General features: G+C 69.5%; 14 protein-coding genes and 1 pseudogene. 3 read left to right on the top strand and 12 right to left on the bottom strand.

The window, feature by feature from the left end; genetic code table 11:
- The 10 genes and pseudogenes from B116_RS0102160 to B116_RS0102200 form a co-directional block, all read right to left on the bottom strand.
- A complete protein-coding gene (locus B116_RS0102160; protein WP_397540548.1) occupies positions 1 to 1185 on the bottom strand; it encodes a nitric oxide synthase oxygenase in 1185 nt (394 codons plus the stop codon).
- Between the two features lie 461 nt (positions 1186 to 1646).
- On the bottom strand, positions 1647 to 3257 hold the full coding sequence (locus B116_RS0102165; RefSeq protein ID WP_027659088.1) for a hypothetical protein: 1611 nt from the start codon (positions 3255 to 3257) through the stop codon (positions 1647 to 1649).
- A 57-nt stretch (positions 3258 to 3314) separates the two neighbouring features.
- A complete protein-coding gene (gene lipA / locus B116_RS0102170) occupies positions 3315 to 4364 on the bottom strand; it encodes a lipoyl synthase (protein WP_082312672.1) in 1050 nt (349 codons plus the stop codon).
- 139 nt (positions 4365 to 4503) lie between these two features.
- Positions 4504 to 4956 carry a DUF4166 domain-containing protein gene (locus tag B116_RS24640; protein ID WP_263404854.1) on the bottom strand — a complete coding sequence of 151 codons (453 nt, stop codon included), beginning with the start codon at positions 4954 to 4956 and terminating at the stop codon, positions 4504 to 4506.
- A 64-nt stretch (positions 4957 to 5020) separates the two neighbouring features.
- Positions 5021 to 5179 (bottom strand): annotated as a pseudogene (locus tag B116_RS28580) (DUF4166 domain-containing protein); the annotation flags it as partial.
- Positions 5176 to 5886 (bottom strand): SRPBCC family protein, encoded by a 711-nt coding sequence (locus B116_RS0102180; RefSeq protein ID WP_027659089.1) that lies wholly within the window; start codon positions 5884 to 5886, stop codon positions 5176 to 5178. The gene B116_RS0102180 and the pseudogene B116_RS28580, both read right to left, overlap by 4 nt.
- Positions 5887 to 6054: 168 nt before the next feature.
- A complete protein-coding gene (gene lipB, locus B116_RS0102185; RefSeq protein WP_027659090.1) occupies positions 6055 to 6696 on the bottom strand; it encodes a lipoyl(octanoyl) transferase LipB in 642 nt (213 codons plus the stop codon).
- Between the two features lie 74 nt (positions 6697 to 6770).
- Entirely contained in the window at positions 6771 to 8591 is a 1821-nt protein-coding gene (locus B116_RS0102190) for a hypothetical protein (protein WP_027659091.1), read from the bottom strand.
- Positions 8592 to 8711: 120 nt separating this feature from the next.
- Positions 8712 to 9623, bottom strand: coding sequence for a TIGR01777 family oxidoreductase (locus B116_RS0102195; RefSeq protein ID WP_027659092.1), 912 nt, complete (start codon positions 9621 to 9623; stop codon positions 8712 to 8714).
- Positions 9624 to 9668: 45 nt separating this feature from the next.
- Entirely contained in the window at positions 9669 to 10676 is a 1008-nt protein-coding gene (locus tag B116_RS0102200; RefSeq protein WP_018721416.1) for an aldo/keto reductase, read from the bottom strand.
- A 54-nt stretch (positions 10677 to 10730) separates the two neighbouring features.
- On the opposite strand from B116_RS0102200, the gene B116_RS0102205 reads away from it, so the two are divergent.
- Positions 10731 to 11099 carry a MerR family transcriptional regulator gene (locus tag B116_RS0102205; protein WP_018721417.1) on the top strand — a complete coding sequence of 123 codons (369 nt, stop codon included), beginning with the start codon at positions 10731 to 10733 and terminating at the stop codon, positions 11097 to 11099.
- Here the strand turns inward: B116_RS0102205 and B116_RS0102210 are convergent.
- Positions 11096 to 13315 (bottom strand): FUSC family protein, encoded by a 2220-nt coding sequence (locus B116_RS0102210; protein ID WP_027659093.1) that lies wholly within the window; start codon positions 13313 to 13315, stop codon positions 11096 to 11098. The genes B116_RS0102205 and B116_RS0102210 overlap by 4 nt on opposite strands.
- Positions 13316 to 13417: 102 nt before the next feature.
- Positions 13418 to 13669, bottom strand: a complete 252-nt coding sequence (locus B116_RS0102215; protein ID WP_027659094.1) for a hypothetical protein — start codon at positions 13667 to 13669, stop codon at positions 13418 to 13420.
- 630 nt (positions 13670 to 14299) lie between these two features.
- Between B116_RS0102215 and B116_RS0102220 the strand changes: the two genes are divergently transcribed.
- Both B116_RS0102220 and B116_RS0102225 read left to right on the top strand, forming a co-directional pair.
- Positions 14300 to 14566, top strand: a complete 267-nt coding sequence (locus B116_RS0102220) for a winged helix-turn-helix domain-containing protein (protein WP_018721420.1) — start codon at positions 14300 to 14302, stop codon at positions 14564 to 14566.
- 47 nt (positions 14567 to 14613) lie between these two features.
- Positions 14614 to 14847, top strand: coding sequence for a GntR family transcriptional regulator (locus B116_RS0102225; RefSeq protein WP_027659095.1), 234 nt, complete (start codon positions 14614 to 14616; stop codon positions 14845 to 14847).
- The last annotated feature ends 33 nt before the right edge of the window (positions 14848 to 14880 follow it).

Consider the following 14880-nt stretch of genomic DNA (forward strand, 5'->3'; position numbering starts at 1 on the left):
TTAACCCTCCTGTCGAGACGCCGTGTTGCGCTCGCATAGGGTTGGTTCCGAGAAGAATGGCGCGCGGGGGGCTGGCCAGAAGTTCGGGTTGGGCACCTGGGTGTCGTAGTAGCGATGGTGTACGGCGTGGAGGGCGGCCCACCCGACCGAGCCATTGATCCACGACCAGTCGCCGTAGACGGGCCGTCCCGCCTGCTCTTCACCCTCGCAGAAGCGCATGAACATTTCCGACTCGTTGTTCGGAATGGATATTCGGACGCCGGCGGCGCGAAAGCTGTGTAGTACAGCTTGGTTAATGAGCAGCGCGGCATGCTCTCGCCAGAGGGAGGATTCGTCTTCGGTGTCGAGACCCAGGGCGGCCGCGACGGGCCGGAGCTGGTTGTACCGGGCGGCGTCGCACATGTTGCGGGTACCGATTTCATCGCTGAGATAGTGCCCGTTGAACGGAGCGCAGCTGTAGTCCACGCCGCCGATTCGTAGGCGCATATTGGCGATTACCGGGAGTGCGTGCCACCGGAGCTGAAGGTCTGCGAACCAGGCATGATCGGGGTGAGTCAGCGCTACCTCTCGTATCAGGTGACGCGGAGGGTCCACAAGTATGGGTTCCTCGGTTGCAGTCTCAATTACCCAGGGAAGTAGGTCGAACCTACCGGGGGTGGAGGGGGGCTGCCAGCCAAGCTTCAGCGCCGCATTGGTCATGTCCAGTTGGGCTGGGTCGCCGACTACCTCGTCGTTTAGCTGCCACCCGCTGTACCGGATAAGTTGGTCGTTCCAGATGCGTGCGCGTGGTCCAGTCCGGGGGTGATCGGCGGCGAACACGGTGAGGACGGATCGGATCCGTCCTCCGTTGTCGGCCACCCGAAGGTGCTCGGCCAATTCGGTGGAGATGCCAGCAGCGGTGGTAACCGTGCGGCGGTCACGGACCTTCAGGCCAGCCCAGCGGATTCGACCAATACACCGAACCGACTGTCGCCACGCTACCTTCGCGCCGTAGGCCAGCTCGTCTGGCGTCTGCCAGTAGGTGCCGGTGGTCGCGATCTCGCCGAGAACGGCGGCGATTCGGTCGGCGACATGCGGTATCTTCCGCTCTTTGTAGTAGGCCGAGATGAATTCAACCGCCTCGTTGGAAGGGTCCTCGGCGTTTTCGGCTGCGGGTATGGTGGTCTGGCACGGGGGACTCTCCACCCGGCTGTATCCGCTGGCGACGCTGCCGATGGTCACTGATCTCCTTATGTCCATGAGTGGGCAGGGAGCAGCGTTACCCGCGATTCTTCTGGCTTCTCGTATCTGCGCTCCGAGCGGGCTTACGTTCCGTGATCACGGTGCTGCGATCGGCTGCAGCCCTAGAGTTCCTGGGGATTGCGCGGATGTCAATAGGTGAATTTGTAGGTACCGGGCCAGCGGCCGGCATTCCGGCCGCTGACCTGTGGTTTTGGTGCCTAATCTGGGTGCTGAGGCGCTGGTTGTCGCCGAGTGAAGGCGGCTAGGTTTGTGCCTTATCCCTTGCGTTGACGGACTCGGGCAGGAGCGAGTCATTCGGGCACTGCTCGCCGCTTCCACGGCTGGTTGGTCTGTGGCACGCCGGGTCCGCAGCGGCTCAGCGTAGGCAACCGGGGCCGAGGGCAAAAGTGGGAGTGGTGTGGGCGCTACCCGCGCGGAAGGTAGAGGCGCCAGCCAGGAATGTGACTCAGAGTGAGGGTGCCGGTGCGCACTTGTTCATCCAGTCGGGCAGCCAGCGGCGAACCGTCTGGTGCCACCCAAGTGGGGCTCGTGGCGGCGGCAACCGCCCGTCGGTAGGCCGGGTAGCGGTCGTGGCCCGGACTCAGGTCGTCGTTCACGACGGCACAGACGATCTCCTCGGCGCTGGCGAAGGTGAGGCGATTGCAGGTCCAGTAGTCGCCGTACACATGCCGCACGTCCAGCGTCCGCAGGGTCGCCACCAACTCGGCGTGCTGAGCCTCGTTGGCCCGGTAGGTGGGTACGGCGGCAATTGTTGTCCCGGTGCCGACAACAGCGGTCCCCAACGTCCCGGCGAGCACCCCGATCGCGGCGGTGCGAGCCGGACCCGGTAGTCCTGGCGACCGTCGTCGGGCCGCGCGCCACGCCGGCCAGAGCAGCACTGGCAAGGAGATGAGCAGACAGGACAGATAGCGGGAGCTCTCCACCGGGCTGCGACCGGCGGCGCTGCTGATCGCATAGCTGGCCAGCGTCGCCACCGCTGCTGCGACCAGGGCGAGGGAGAGGGCCGCCGCAACCGCGTCGGTGAGTGGGCGGCCGCCGTTCGGGACGGACGCGGGCTGCCGGTACTCCCGGAGCTGCCGCCACGCGATCACGGTGGCGGCGAGCAACAGCAGCGGTAAGACAGCGGACCACCAGAGCTGCCAGCCCGCACAGGCACTGGGGGAGCAGAAGCCCATGCCCAGCGCCGGGCCGAGTACCAGCCCTCCGGAGAGCCGCTCCGCCCAACTGGTCGACTGCCCGGCGCCGCTGGCGGCGAGCACCGCGGTCAACGGACTGCGTCCCGTGACGAGGCTGTCCACCAGCAGCGGTGCCGCTCCGACCAGTGCGCCGAGGCCGAGTAGCGCGCCAGCCCGTCCCATGAGCTCCCGCCAGCGGAACGCCACCAGCACCACCCCGGTGCCGACCACATATGGCAGGACCAGCGGATCCACCCAGACCATCAGCCCGGCGAGGAACCCCCATCCGGTCCAGCGGGCCGGCCGGCGGCCGGGCCGGCCGGCCGCCAGGTCGTACGCGAGCAGCGCGAGTGCAACCCCGGCGGCATTCATCTCCGGGTACCCGCCACCGGCGATCAGCTGGTTCTTTACGATTCGGTCGGACCCGAACGCGAGCAGCACGGTGACCAGTAGCGCGTACCAGTGGTCTCCGGTGAGGCGGAGCGTGAGTCGCCAGGCCAGCAGGGCGAAGACGGCGTACAGGGCCAGGGTGGGCAGACGTAGCGCCAGCGTTGACGGACCGGTGAGCGCAACTAGCGGCGCCGCCAGGTACGCCTCCAGCGTCCCCATGTACGCCTGGCCGTAGAACCAGATCGGAAACCCTTGCCCCTGCCCGATGTGCAGGGCGGCGAGCCCCATCGTCGCCTCGTCGCTGTTAGTGGGGGGCGTGTCGGTTAGCAGCAGGAGGAGGCGGTAGCCCACACCGGCGACGAGGGCCGTGCCGGCGAGCGCGGTGGGCAGTCGGCGCCGGCGGGCGGCCCGTAACGTGACCTGGCTCCGCTCGCCGGCATCAATGGCCATGGGAAGATCATGGCATTTCGGGCTAGCGGGTGCCGCGGCGGCCCGTCCCGGAACCAGTCAGCCGACGACGTTGACCGGGGCGTTGCCGCGGGCCGCGAGTGCCTGCCGGTAGAGGCGGCCGGCGCGGTACGACGAGCGGACCAGCGGTCCGCTCATCACGCCGGCGTAGCCGATCTCCTCGGCCTCCTCCCGGAGCTCGACGAACTCCTCCGGCTTGACCCAGCGTTCGACGGGGTGGTGGCGGGGGGAGGGGCGCAGATACTGCGTGATGGTGATCAGCTCGCAACCCGCCTCGTGCAGGTCCCGGAGGGCCTGGGAGATCTCGGCGCGTTCTTCGCCCATGCCGAGGATCAGGTTGCTCTTGGTGACCAGGCCGGCGGCGCGGGCCTGCCGGATCACGTCCAGCGACCGCTCGTAGCGGAACGCCGGCCGGATCCGCTTGAAGATCCGCGGCACGGTCTCGACGTTGTGCCCGAGCACCTCCGGCCGGGCTCCGAAGACCTCGGCGAGCTGCTCGGGGACGGCGTTGAAGTCGGGGATCAACAGCTCGACCCCGCAGCCCGGCTGAAGGGCGTGAATCTGCCGGACAGTCTCCGCATAGAGCCAGGCACCGCCGTCGGGCAGGTCATCGCGGGCGACCCCGGTGATGGTCGCGTAGCGCAGCCCCATCGAGACCACCGACTCGCCGACGCGGCGCGGCTCGTCGGCGTCGAACTCGGCCGGCTTGCCGGTGTCGATCTGGCAGAAGTCACAGCGGCGGGTGCACTGGTCGCCGCCGATGAGGAAGGTGGCCTCCCGGTCTTCCCAGCATTCGTAAATGTTCGGGCAGCCGGCCTCCTGGCAGACCGTGTGCAACCCCTCCCGCGTGACGAGACCGCGCAGCTGGGTGTACTCCGGGCCCATCTTGGCCTTGACCTTGATCCACGGTGGTTTCCGCTCGATCGGCGTCTCAGCGTTGCGCGCCTCGATCCGCAGGAGACGCCGCCCCTCGGGAGCGGGCGTCGCGGTACGCGCTGCCTGGTCGGTCGTCGGCGCGGAGTGCTCGATCGTCACGAAGTCGAGCCTACGCCCGTCGTCCGCTGTCGATGCACGATGGGCGACCGGCATCACGCCGTTGGCGCGGTGACCCCGGACACCCTGCAGCCGTGCCGCGGCGATGATGAAGTTCTCTTCCCCGCGGTGCGGAGGAATCCTTGCCGATCGTGCCACCGATGACCCGGTGATTCGGGACGTCGTCGGAGCGAGCTCAGTCCCGCAGGTTCTCTCGCACCGGATAGACGGCTGCTGGGACGGGTGCGCAGTCGGGGCGCAGGTAGCGGACGGTAAAGCTGCCCGAGTAGCCGAACAGCGGACCGAACTGGCGGTTCGCCACAGTTACCTCGATCCGAAACCGGCCGGCCCGGTCGTCGTACCACTCGCGTAGGCGGGCCTCACCGGTGATTAATGACGGGCAGCGCAGGCCGCTGCGCCACCGGTAGCTGCCGCTTCGGATGGTGAGTGCGCCGGTTGGGTCGACACCGAGGTGCAGGTCGACCGACAGGTGTTGGTGCGTCCCGAGGTAATCGACCAGAACTCCGCGACGGGCGCTCCAGACCATCGTCGCGTCGAAGCGGCGTCGCCGCCCGGGTGCGAGCTGGAAGGTGCGTACGAAGCTCAGCGTCGGCCGGCCGAAGGAGTCGGGGTAGGCGTAGTTCTCGATGGTGAAGGGGACGTCCGTACCGGTTTTCCGGGAACAGGATGTGTCGGAATGTGCCGAGGTACAGAAACGGGCGGGTGAAAGCGGCGCCGCGCCAGATGCGGTCCATCACGCCGCTACCGACGCATCCCAGCTGGGTGTGGCCGTCGATATCGAAGCGGCGCTGCAACTCCGGATGGAGTCGGTTGAAGTCAGCCCCGAGGGCGGTGCGGAAGACAGGTTTCACAGCGTGGCCAACTCCTCCGGTGGCTGGGCCGCACGATGCTTCGACGGCCGGCGACGGCAGCGGCGGGCTGCCGGAGTGTGTGGCCGCGGGGGCAGGGCCACCGCGGCCACCGTGGCCATCGCGGTAGTGATGGTGACGACGGGGGCTGTTCCGCCGAGTGCCGCCGCGCCGGCCGCCACCGCCGTGAGCCCGAGCAGACGTGCGAGCGCCTCGCGTGCCGCGTTGCGCCGGGCTTGTTCGGGCGCGACGCCGTGCTCCAGCCAGATCCGCAGCCGATCGAACGACCAGGCGGTGGCCCATCCGAAGAGCGGGCGGAAGGCGAGGTCGAAGGCCCGCCCTAGCGGTCCCCAGCGCGGCGTGTACGTGTAGCCGGTCAGAAACCGCACACCGGAGGCAGTGGGCAGGTAGCGCCAGTAGCCGGACCCCACGGCGATCAGCGAGCGTGGATCGTCCGACCCGAAGCGCAGTGCCGAGCTGCGGCTGCCGTCCGGGCGGTCACGTTCTCCGGCGTGGACTCCCCAACCGCTGATGGTCAGTCCGGGGGCCACGGTTGTGGCGTACCGGAAGCGGGCTGGCGAGCTTCCGGGTATCGGGTCGATGCGGCCGAAGCGAGCGTCCCAGCGGCGGTGCTCGGCGGGGTCCTGCGTTGCCCGCCACACCTCGTCCACGGATGTCGTGATCATCGTCTCGACATAGATCTTCCGCATGCCAAACCCGATCGCTTGATCGACGGCTCGAGCCTATTGCGGATCAAACAGCCACTCAATAGGCGTCCGGGTAGGCATTCCCGGATGGGTAGCCCGGGCAGCTGTCGGCGATCGATGCGTCGGCGGGGTCGGCCAGCCCTCGGCGGGGTCGGGCCCCGTGCGGTGGGCTCAGGACTCGACGAGGGTGGTCAGGTGCCGCTCGACCACCGGAAGGGCGTCCGCCACAGTCACCGGTCGGCCCAGCTCGGCGGTGAGTGAGGTCACCCCGGCGTCGCTGATGCCGCACGGGACGATCCGGTCGTAGTACGTCAGGTCGCAGTCACAGTTCAGCGAGAAGCCGTGCAGGGTGACGCCGCGAGCGACGCGGATACCGATGGCGGCGACCTTACGCGCGGGCCCGCGGTCGTCCGCCGGCACCCAGACTCCGCTCCGCCCCTCGATCCGGCCGGCCAGCAGCCCGAACTCGGTACAGACGTCGATCAGCATCTGCTCCACCCGGCGCACGTACGCGACCACGTCGACCGGGTTGGGTAGGCGCAGGATCGGATACCCGACGAGCTGTCCGGGGCCATGCCAGGTGATCTTGCCGCCTCGGTCAACGTCGATGACCGGCGTACCGTCCATCGGCCGGTCCGACGGCTCGGTGCGTTTGCCCGCGGTGTAGACGCTGGGGTGCTCCAACAGCAGCACGGCGTCGCCACGTTCGTCAGCAATCACCGACTCGTGCAGCCGGCGCTGCTCCTCCCACGCGGCCTCGTAGCCGAGAGTGCCGGCGCGGACAATGGTCAGGTCCGGGGTAGTCGTGCTCACGGGCCCAGCCTAGTCCCGTACCCGCCAGTCACCCCGGCTCGTGATCCGACTCACCGGTACGCCCGTCTCACGGCTCAGCTGGACGGGACCCGCCAGACCCAGACGTCCTCGACGCGCTCCGGCTCACCGAACAGCTCGGTGGCGGTCTGCCGGAGCGCCTCCTCGTCAACGGTCCACTTCGCCCCGTGTACCTGGTCCGCGAGCACCAGAGTCTCGATCTGCCAGTGCCGCAGGTCGGCTTCGACATCTGCCCGGGTTCCCTCGGTGACGATCGGCACCACACCCAGGCGGGCGGCCTCGTCGAGGATGGCGCTCAGTGGCCGGGGCACCGGACCGATCCGGCCCCGCCCGTCCGGACCGCCCGGGCCGAGGAAGAACCCGGACGGGATCCGGAACTCGCCCTGCCGGTCCGCGAGAACGTGTGCCTGCCACCGTTGCCCGTCCGGGTACACATCGACGGTCAGCGGGATCGGCGTGAGGACCCCGCCCGGTGAGACGTAGTCCCGCCAGACACCGGAGGTGAAGAAGCGGGGGATCGGCTCCCGCTCGACGGTGATCAGTGGGGTCGGCGTCAGCGGCACCAGCGCCACGGCGAACGCCGCAAGCCAGGCGAGCCGGGCCGGCCGGGACCGCGGTGGTTCGGCCCGGAGCGCATCCACCGTGTACGCGAGCAGCACCCCGATCACCGGCGCCACGACCAGCGCTAACCGGGCGGGTAGTGCGGCGTTGACTACCGGTAGGTGAGCCAAGAGGTCGAAGGGCATCGGCAGGTCGAAGCGGTGGCCGGCGAACGTGGCCTGCGGCCCGAACGACAGCACGGTGAAGACCACCGCCACCGCCCCGAGCGCCCAGAGGGTGGCCCGTTGGGGCGCCTGTTGGACGCGCCGCCACAGCAGCACGAAGGCGGCGATGGTGAGCAGCAGCAGCGGTAGCCCGAAGAACGAGTTCTCCTCGGTCGGGTTGGGTGCGAGGCCGGTTCGTAGCCCGGCCTCGCCAGCGATCGAGCGCCGAGGGTATGCGCCGTACGCGGCGATATCCTCGGAGTGGATCACCGCGTCGAATCCGGTGCCGTCGAAGCGTTGCGGGCCGGCGAAGTGCAGCCACAGCGGGTACGCCAGCAGCACCCCCGCCACCAGCGCGGTCACCGCGAGCCCGCCGAGGAAGCCCGGCAACACCGCGCGTGCCTCGGCACGGCTGGCCGGGTGCAGCGCCCAGACGGCGACGAAGAGGCCGAGGGCGATTGCGGTGAAGAAGAGTCCTTCGGCGGCGATGGAGAACGCCACGGCGACCAGCACACCGAGGAGGACGCCGTCGCGGATCCGGTGCTCGCTGCGACGTAGGGCGAAGGCACGCCAGATCAGCAGCGGCACCAACCAACCGGCGGTCCAGTTCAGGTGGGCGTTGGCGTGCGAGACCATGCCGGGGGAGAAGCCGATGAAGAGCCCACCCAGCCCGGCGGCGAGCGGGCTGCGGGCGAACTGGCGGTTGAGCAGCCAGTACCAGGCGATCGCGGTGGCGGCGAGGTTGAGCGTGAGGATCACCAGGAAGGTGGCAGGCGGCCCGATCAGGTACGTCAGTGGTGCGAAAAGCGCCGCGTACACGGTGATCGACGTGTTGACCGCGAGGTTGACCCCATCGGGCACGTTGATCATGTACGTGAAGAGTGGGTTCTGCCCGTGGGTGAGGGCGTGCCCACCGAAGGCCAGTAGCCACTCGAACAGCGCCTGGTCGCTGGAGTTGACCATGACCGTGCGACCGTTCGGGTCCCGCCAGAGCCCACTGGTCACCCAGACCGCGAGGGCGAGCGCGATGAACGCTACGAGCAGATCCGCCCGGCGGCTACGGCGAACGCGGGCGGGCGGGGTCGGCGTGGACACGGACGGCGAGGTCGGCACGGAGCGGACGTTACCAACCGGGGCTGGACGCGCCGGTCAGACCTGCGCGGAAGAGTTCGTTAAAGCTGGTCGCTGTCGCTGTCGCTGTCGCTGGCGGCGTGCCCCGCACCGGGTCGCTGGTCATCGGTCCGGTTCCGCCGCGAGCCCGGCGTGCAGGGCGCTGGCCAGATCCGGGTGACGGTAGGTGAACCCCGCTCGGGTCAGCGCCCCCGGCAGGACCCGAGCGCTGGTCAGCGCCTCCTGTGCGAAGCCACCGAGCGCCACCTTCAGCGCCAGCGCCGGGATCGGGATGACCGCCGGACGGTGCAGCTGCCGGGCCAGCTCCCGGGTGAACTCGGCATTGGTCACCGGTGCCGGCCCGACCGCGTTAACCGGGCCGGTGAGGTCGGCCTGCCCAATGGCGAGGGCGGCAGCGTCCACCCAGTCCACCAGCGCGATCCACGGCAGCCACTGCCGGCCGTTGCCCAACCGGCCCGCGATGCCGAGCCGGAACGGCAGCAACATCGGCTTGAGTAGGCCGCCGTCGCGATGCAGCGGCAACCCGGTCCGCAGCCGGACCACGCGTACCCCGGCGTCCTCAGCCGGCCGGGTCGCGGCCTCCCACACCCGGCAGACATCGGCCAGGAAGCCCTCGCCGGCGGCTGCCTCCTCGTCAACGGCCCGGTCACCGGTGTTGCCGTACCACCCCACCGCCGACGAGTTGACCAGCACCTTCGGGCGGTCGGCAGTCCGCAGCCCGGCGATCGTGATCGCCAGCGTGGTGGTGGTGTCCACTCGACTGGAGCGGATGACCCGCCGGTACTCGTCGTTCCACCGGCGGTCACCGACGCCCGCACCGGCCAGGTTGACCACGGCGTCGGCCTCCGCCACCACCGCCGGGTCGAGCTGCGCCGCGGTCGGGTTCCACTGTCGTTCGTCGGCGCCACGCGGCGGCCGGCGGACCAGCCGGGTCACGTGGTGTCCATCCGCGGTGAGCCGGTCGGTCAGTCGGGTGCCGAGGAAGCCGGACGCGCCGGCCATCAGAATCCGCATGCGCATATTCTCGGACACGGGTGGCCGATAGATGCGTTGAGTTGGTCACCTGACCGATTCGGCTGGGGTTCGTCGAAGATCCGCCAGCAGGCGCTCGACCTCGGCGTACGCATCCGCCGGGAGCGGACCACGGGCGAGCGTGCCGACGTTCTCCGCTGCCTGGGCGACGGTGCGGCAGCCGGGGATCGGTACGGTCCGGGGACTGCGGGCCAGCAGCCAGCCCAGTGCGCCCTGTGCCAGGGTGCGACCATCGGCGGTGAGCGCAGTCCGGATCTGCGTCACCCGCTGGGCCCACTCCGGGGTGGGGCGGCCGTCGGTGAACCAGACCAGCCACGGCGGAGCCGCGCCGCGAATGTCGTCGGAGCCGACCGCCCGGGTCGCGCCGGTGAGCAGACCCATCGCCAGCGGAGCCTTGTTGATGCTTGCCAGGTCGTAGGTGTCGCAGACGGCGAGCATCGCCGCGTTGTCCTTCAACACCGACTGGTCGTGTTGGACGGTGACGCAGTGCGGGCCGGCCGCCGCAAACGCCGCCGCCGAAGCCGGGTGATCGGTACTCCAGCCGTACGCCCGGATCTTGCCCTGGCTGACCAGGTCCTCCAGCGTGTCGACCAGGTCGAGCGCGGCGGAGGTCGAAAGGTCGTTCAGGTGCAACTGGTAGAGGTCGACGTGGTCGGTGCCGAGGCGGCGCAGCGACCCCTCCAGGCTCGTCACGGTGTGTGTGGGACTGTGGTCGGTCCCGGTCCATCGACGGGTCGCCTCCTCGAAGCAGGTGCCGAACTTCGTGGCTATCACCGCCTGCTCCCGGCGCCCGGCGAGGGCGCGGCCGAGAATCCGCTCACTGTGCCCGGCACCGTAGTTGCTGGCGGTGTCGAAGAAGTTCCCGCCGTGGTCGAGTGCGGCGTGAACGGTGCGGACCGACTCGTCGTCGTCGACCTCACCCCAGCCGAATGGCTGCCCGCCGTCGCCCCACAGCGGCCCGCCAATCGCCCAGCACCCCATTCCGATCGCGCTGACCTCGATACCGCTGTGGCCCAGTGTCCGTGTCATCGTCATGCGGGCCAGCTTGCAACCTGGAGTGCACTCCAGTTCAAGTACTAGGCTGCCGACATGCCCGGGTACGCACCCTCCGAGGCCGCGCGGCGCAGCGGATTCAGCCTCGACACGCTTCGGTACTACGAGAAGATCGGCCTGCTCAACGAGGTTGGCCGTAGCTCCAGTGGCCGGCGCGTCTTCACCGACGACGACCTGGAATGGCTCGTGTTGTTCCGTTGTCTGCGCGACACCGGCATGCCGATCGCCGAGATGTGTCGGTACGCCGAACTAGCCCGCGCGGGCGAGCACACCGTCGGGGAACGCCAGGCGCTGTTGGCTCAGCACGCTGGGCGGGTCGAGGAGCGGATGCGACTGCTCCAACGTCAATACGACCACCTACAGGCCAAGATCCGCTTTTACGACCAACACGTGCGTCCGCGTTAGCCGGCCGGCGGGTTCGACGGTCCGGGCGGATTGCACCGCTCCTCGTGCCGTGCCGGGATCCGGTTGAAAGATCGGCCGAGATCGGCCAGCCAGTGGTCGACCTCGATCAGGTGCAGGACGTCGGCCCGTCGGGCGCCGCTTTGAATGATCTCGTGGACCTGTTCGACGACACCCATCGTTGGCTGCGCGACAGGGGCCGGATCGTGCAGGTGGCCCTGGGCCAGGCGATTGGCCAGGTCGGCGTAGTCGGAGCGCAGCCGTTGCGCCCGGCGCACCAGCTGGTCGGTGGGCCCGGGCCACCGGGGCGCCAGCGTGCCAGCCCGGTCGCCGGTGCCGAATCGCTCCGCACCGCGTACGATGCGATGCCCCGCGGCCAGGGCCGCCTCCCAGTCCACGTCGGTGGGTCGCGGATGGTTGCGCTCCAGGTGGTACTGGCAGAACGACGCGTCGGTGAGGATCTGCGCCCGGTGTGCTGCCGCAAGCGCCTGTTGGCCACCCGTCTCACCACGATGGGAAGGGGCTCGGCCGGATGCGTGGTCTCGTCCCGCCAGCCCCATGACGGTCTCCTCGACCGCGCGAGCACCCGCGCCGAGGTAGGCCGCCGTGTATCGGCGAAGTTCGCCACCGCCGCCCTTGGGCCACATGAGGATTCCGGTGCCGACGCCGATCGCCGCGCCGGTAAGGACGTCCAGCAGGCGGACCCCGGCCAGCTGCCAGCCGGTCGGGGTGAGCTGAGCGAAGGCGGTGATCAACAGTAGCGTGAGAAACGCCTGCCACCAGGCGAGTCCGAGTAGTGGACCCACCCCCAGGGCCAGCAGCATCGTCAGTGGCAGGAGCACCGCGTACGTCTCCTGCTGGGGAGCGGCCAGCAACAACAGGGCCCCGGCGGCGGCGCCGACGAGGGTGCCGGCCAGAGCCCGGCGGAACGTGGCCCACGTGTCCGCGGCGGAGGTCCGCAGGAGGGTCAGGATGGCCAGGAGCACCCAGAAGCCGTGCTCCAGATTCAGCGCACCGGCGATCAGCCGGGCGGCGGCCAGGGCGACGGCGAGTCGAAGGGCGCGCTGGAAGAAGACCGAGCGTGGGGTGAGGTGGATCCGCAGCCGTTGCCAGTACAGCGACGGGACGCTTCGATGTTGATACCAGAAGCTGTGTGGTCCGGCCGGCTGGTGGGTGGTGTCACGGTGGCCTTCCGCAATCCGGACGGCGGTCGCGACGAAGTCTGTGTGTCGCGCCAGCGACCGGGTGATCGCGGCCGCGCGTAGCTGACTGGTGCTGGCTGATCGCCCGGCGTTCGGCTGTTCGTGCTCCATGGTCACGACCGCGTCGTGGGACGCCCGCTCCATGCCCAACAGGGCGTCCCCCGAGTGGTCCAGGGACGCGGCGCAGCGCCGCAGGGAAGTCGCCACCTCCACGTCGGTGGTCGTCGCGGCGCTCCGCCGGAGCCAACCGGCGAGCCGTACCGTCTGGTGCAGGTCGGTGGCCGCGTCCCGCAGCGCGTGGTCCTGCCGGCTCGCCGACGTTGCCCGCTCGGTCGGCGGCAGCCGCCACATCTGGGTCTGCGTGACGGTGTTGGCCGCGTGGACCCGGCGTCGCCGGGCCTCCGCAGCGGCGGCCGGCTGCCCGGCCAGCATGTCCGCGAGCGCGGCGACGAACGCGGCGGTGCTCCGCGCGGCCCAGCCCAGGCGCTGCGCGGTGGTGGCCGGCGCCGGCCCGGGCCAGAGCCACACCTCGGCTGCCGCGACCCCGACGACAGCGAGCGTCACTCCGACCAGCCGCTCCGGCAGGGTGTCGGGCTGGTACGGGGGGAAGCTGGCCAGGATGAAGGAGAGTTGAAATGCGCTGGCGAGGCCGATCAGGCGAGGTCCGCTGACTCCGGCGAAGGCGACGGCGAACCCGATCACGAGCATGCCGGTCGCGGCGGTCCAGGTGCTCGCGGCCAGCATGGTCCCGGCGGCGATCAGGAGCCAGATGACCGGCAGCGCGGCGAGTAGCGTTCGGGCTCGCTGGGCCGGCCCGCCCGGCAACTGGGCGAACACGCCCGCGGCGAGCGTGCCGAACAGCGCGTACGCCGCCATGAGGGGGCTGCCCAGGCCGTACCGGCAGCCATAGAAGAGCAGGCAGGCGACGAGGGTCAACCGCGTCGCATGTCGGGTGGCACAGTAGTCCGGATCCCGCTGCTGGAGCCAGTCCCGGGCACGACGGTGTCGCGACCACACGTGCGTAGGGTATCGAACCGGTTACCCACCGCGAACCTCGTTGGTGAGGTGTTCGACGGGGGCGCCACCGCCGTTCGTCGCGTTCGCCGGCGGGCTGGTCCCCTAACCCCGGCTTCGGTGCCAGCCGAGGAACCGGTCGAAGAGCTGACCCGCGTCCAGCGTCTCCTGCGGGTTGAGCGTGTGCAGTTCTTCGGTCGCCTCGTACAGCAGCCCGCCGAGATAGATGATCAACGCAACCCGATTGTCGGCGTACTCCCGCAGCAGCGTCAAACGGGCGGAGCCGCACGGCCACGGTGCGGCGCATCGTCGGCAGAGCCAGAGCGGCCGCAGTGGAGTGTGCGGACGTTCCGTCACCAGTGCCCACCGTTAGCCCGCCAGGCCTGCGCGAGGGTCAACCGCCCAGCCCGCCCCACCTGTGGGTTCGCCTGGGTCGGCTCGTCATGCCAACGGGTGTTTCGCGGCCTCGGCCTTGGGTCGGCGGCTCGGTCGGGATGGGTGCGTGCCGGTCCGGGCAGGCGGTCCAGCGTAGGCCGCACGAGCACCAGCGCCGTAGCCCCCGCCAGGTCCGCCGGTGCCGGGGCGCGAGTGGCACCGGCGGGTCGGGCTGCCGCCACCGGGGGAGTACGCGCGGCGTGTTTCGCCTCGGCGAGTTGCGCTCCACATCGACCGGTCGGGGTGCGGCTTGTGGCATGGCATCTCCTCTCGGGTCGCGGCACCGGAGGGCCGGTCCGCAGAGGCTCCGGCGACGGTTGGCACCGGAACCACCCCCAGGGTTGGGATCTTTCTCTGTGTCAGAGGCTCGGGCAGGGCGTGGCACCCGAACGACCTTCGGGGGGGGGCGAGCGGCCGATCGGGCGCGTTTCACGGAGTGGCCAGCCCGGTTGCAGACCAGGGAGCCGGCCGAGACTCAACATCACATAGGCGCTTATATAAAATAAGGCATCGGTGGGCATTGGTTGCAATCACAAGTAGGTGCGTGATCAAATGGCGGTGCAGACCAGGGAGATTAAGATGCCCGCCAAACCCAAGTGGGCGAAGCTCGTCGACCACATCCGTGAGCAGGTCGCGTCCGGTGAGCTCGCTCCGGGAGACAAGCTCCCATCAACACGGCAACTGTGCGAGGAGCACGGCGTCTCCGCCATCGTCGTGCGTCAGGCCATCTTCGCGTTACGAACCGAAGGCTTGGTAGAAGGCGTTCAGGGAGTCGGCGTGTTCGTCGCAGAACCGCCGGAGGGTGACAACAACGGCTAGTGCTGCTCGTGGCATCTTCATGGTCGAATGGCGGTGCTGACCTGGGAGTGTGGATGCCCGCCAAAGCGAAGTGGGTGCTCCTCGCGGACCGTATCCGTGCGCGGATCGAGTCCGGGGAGTGGGTGCCGGGGGAGAAGTTGCCGTCAACGGCGCAGCTCAAGCAGGAGCATGGCGTGTCGCAGACGGTCGTGCGCCAGGCGATCCTGGTGCTTCAGCCGCAAGGGCTTGTCGAGGGAGTACACGGCGTCGGTGTCTTCGTCGCCGAGCAGCCGGAGCCCTGAGACGACGGTGGGCTGCCCGGTGATCCGGGCAGC

The organism is Salinispora fenicalii (genome assembly GCF_000514815.1).
GTDB lineage: Bacteria > Actinomycetota > Actinomycetes > Mycobacteriales > Micromonosporaceae > Micromonospora > Micromonospora fenicalii.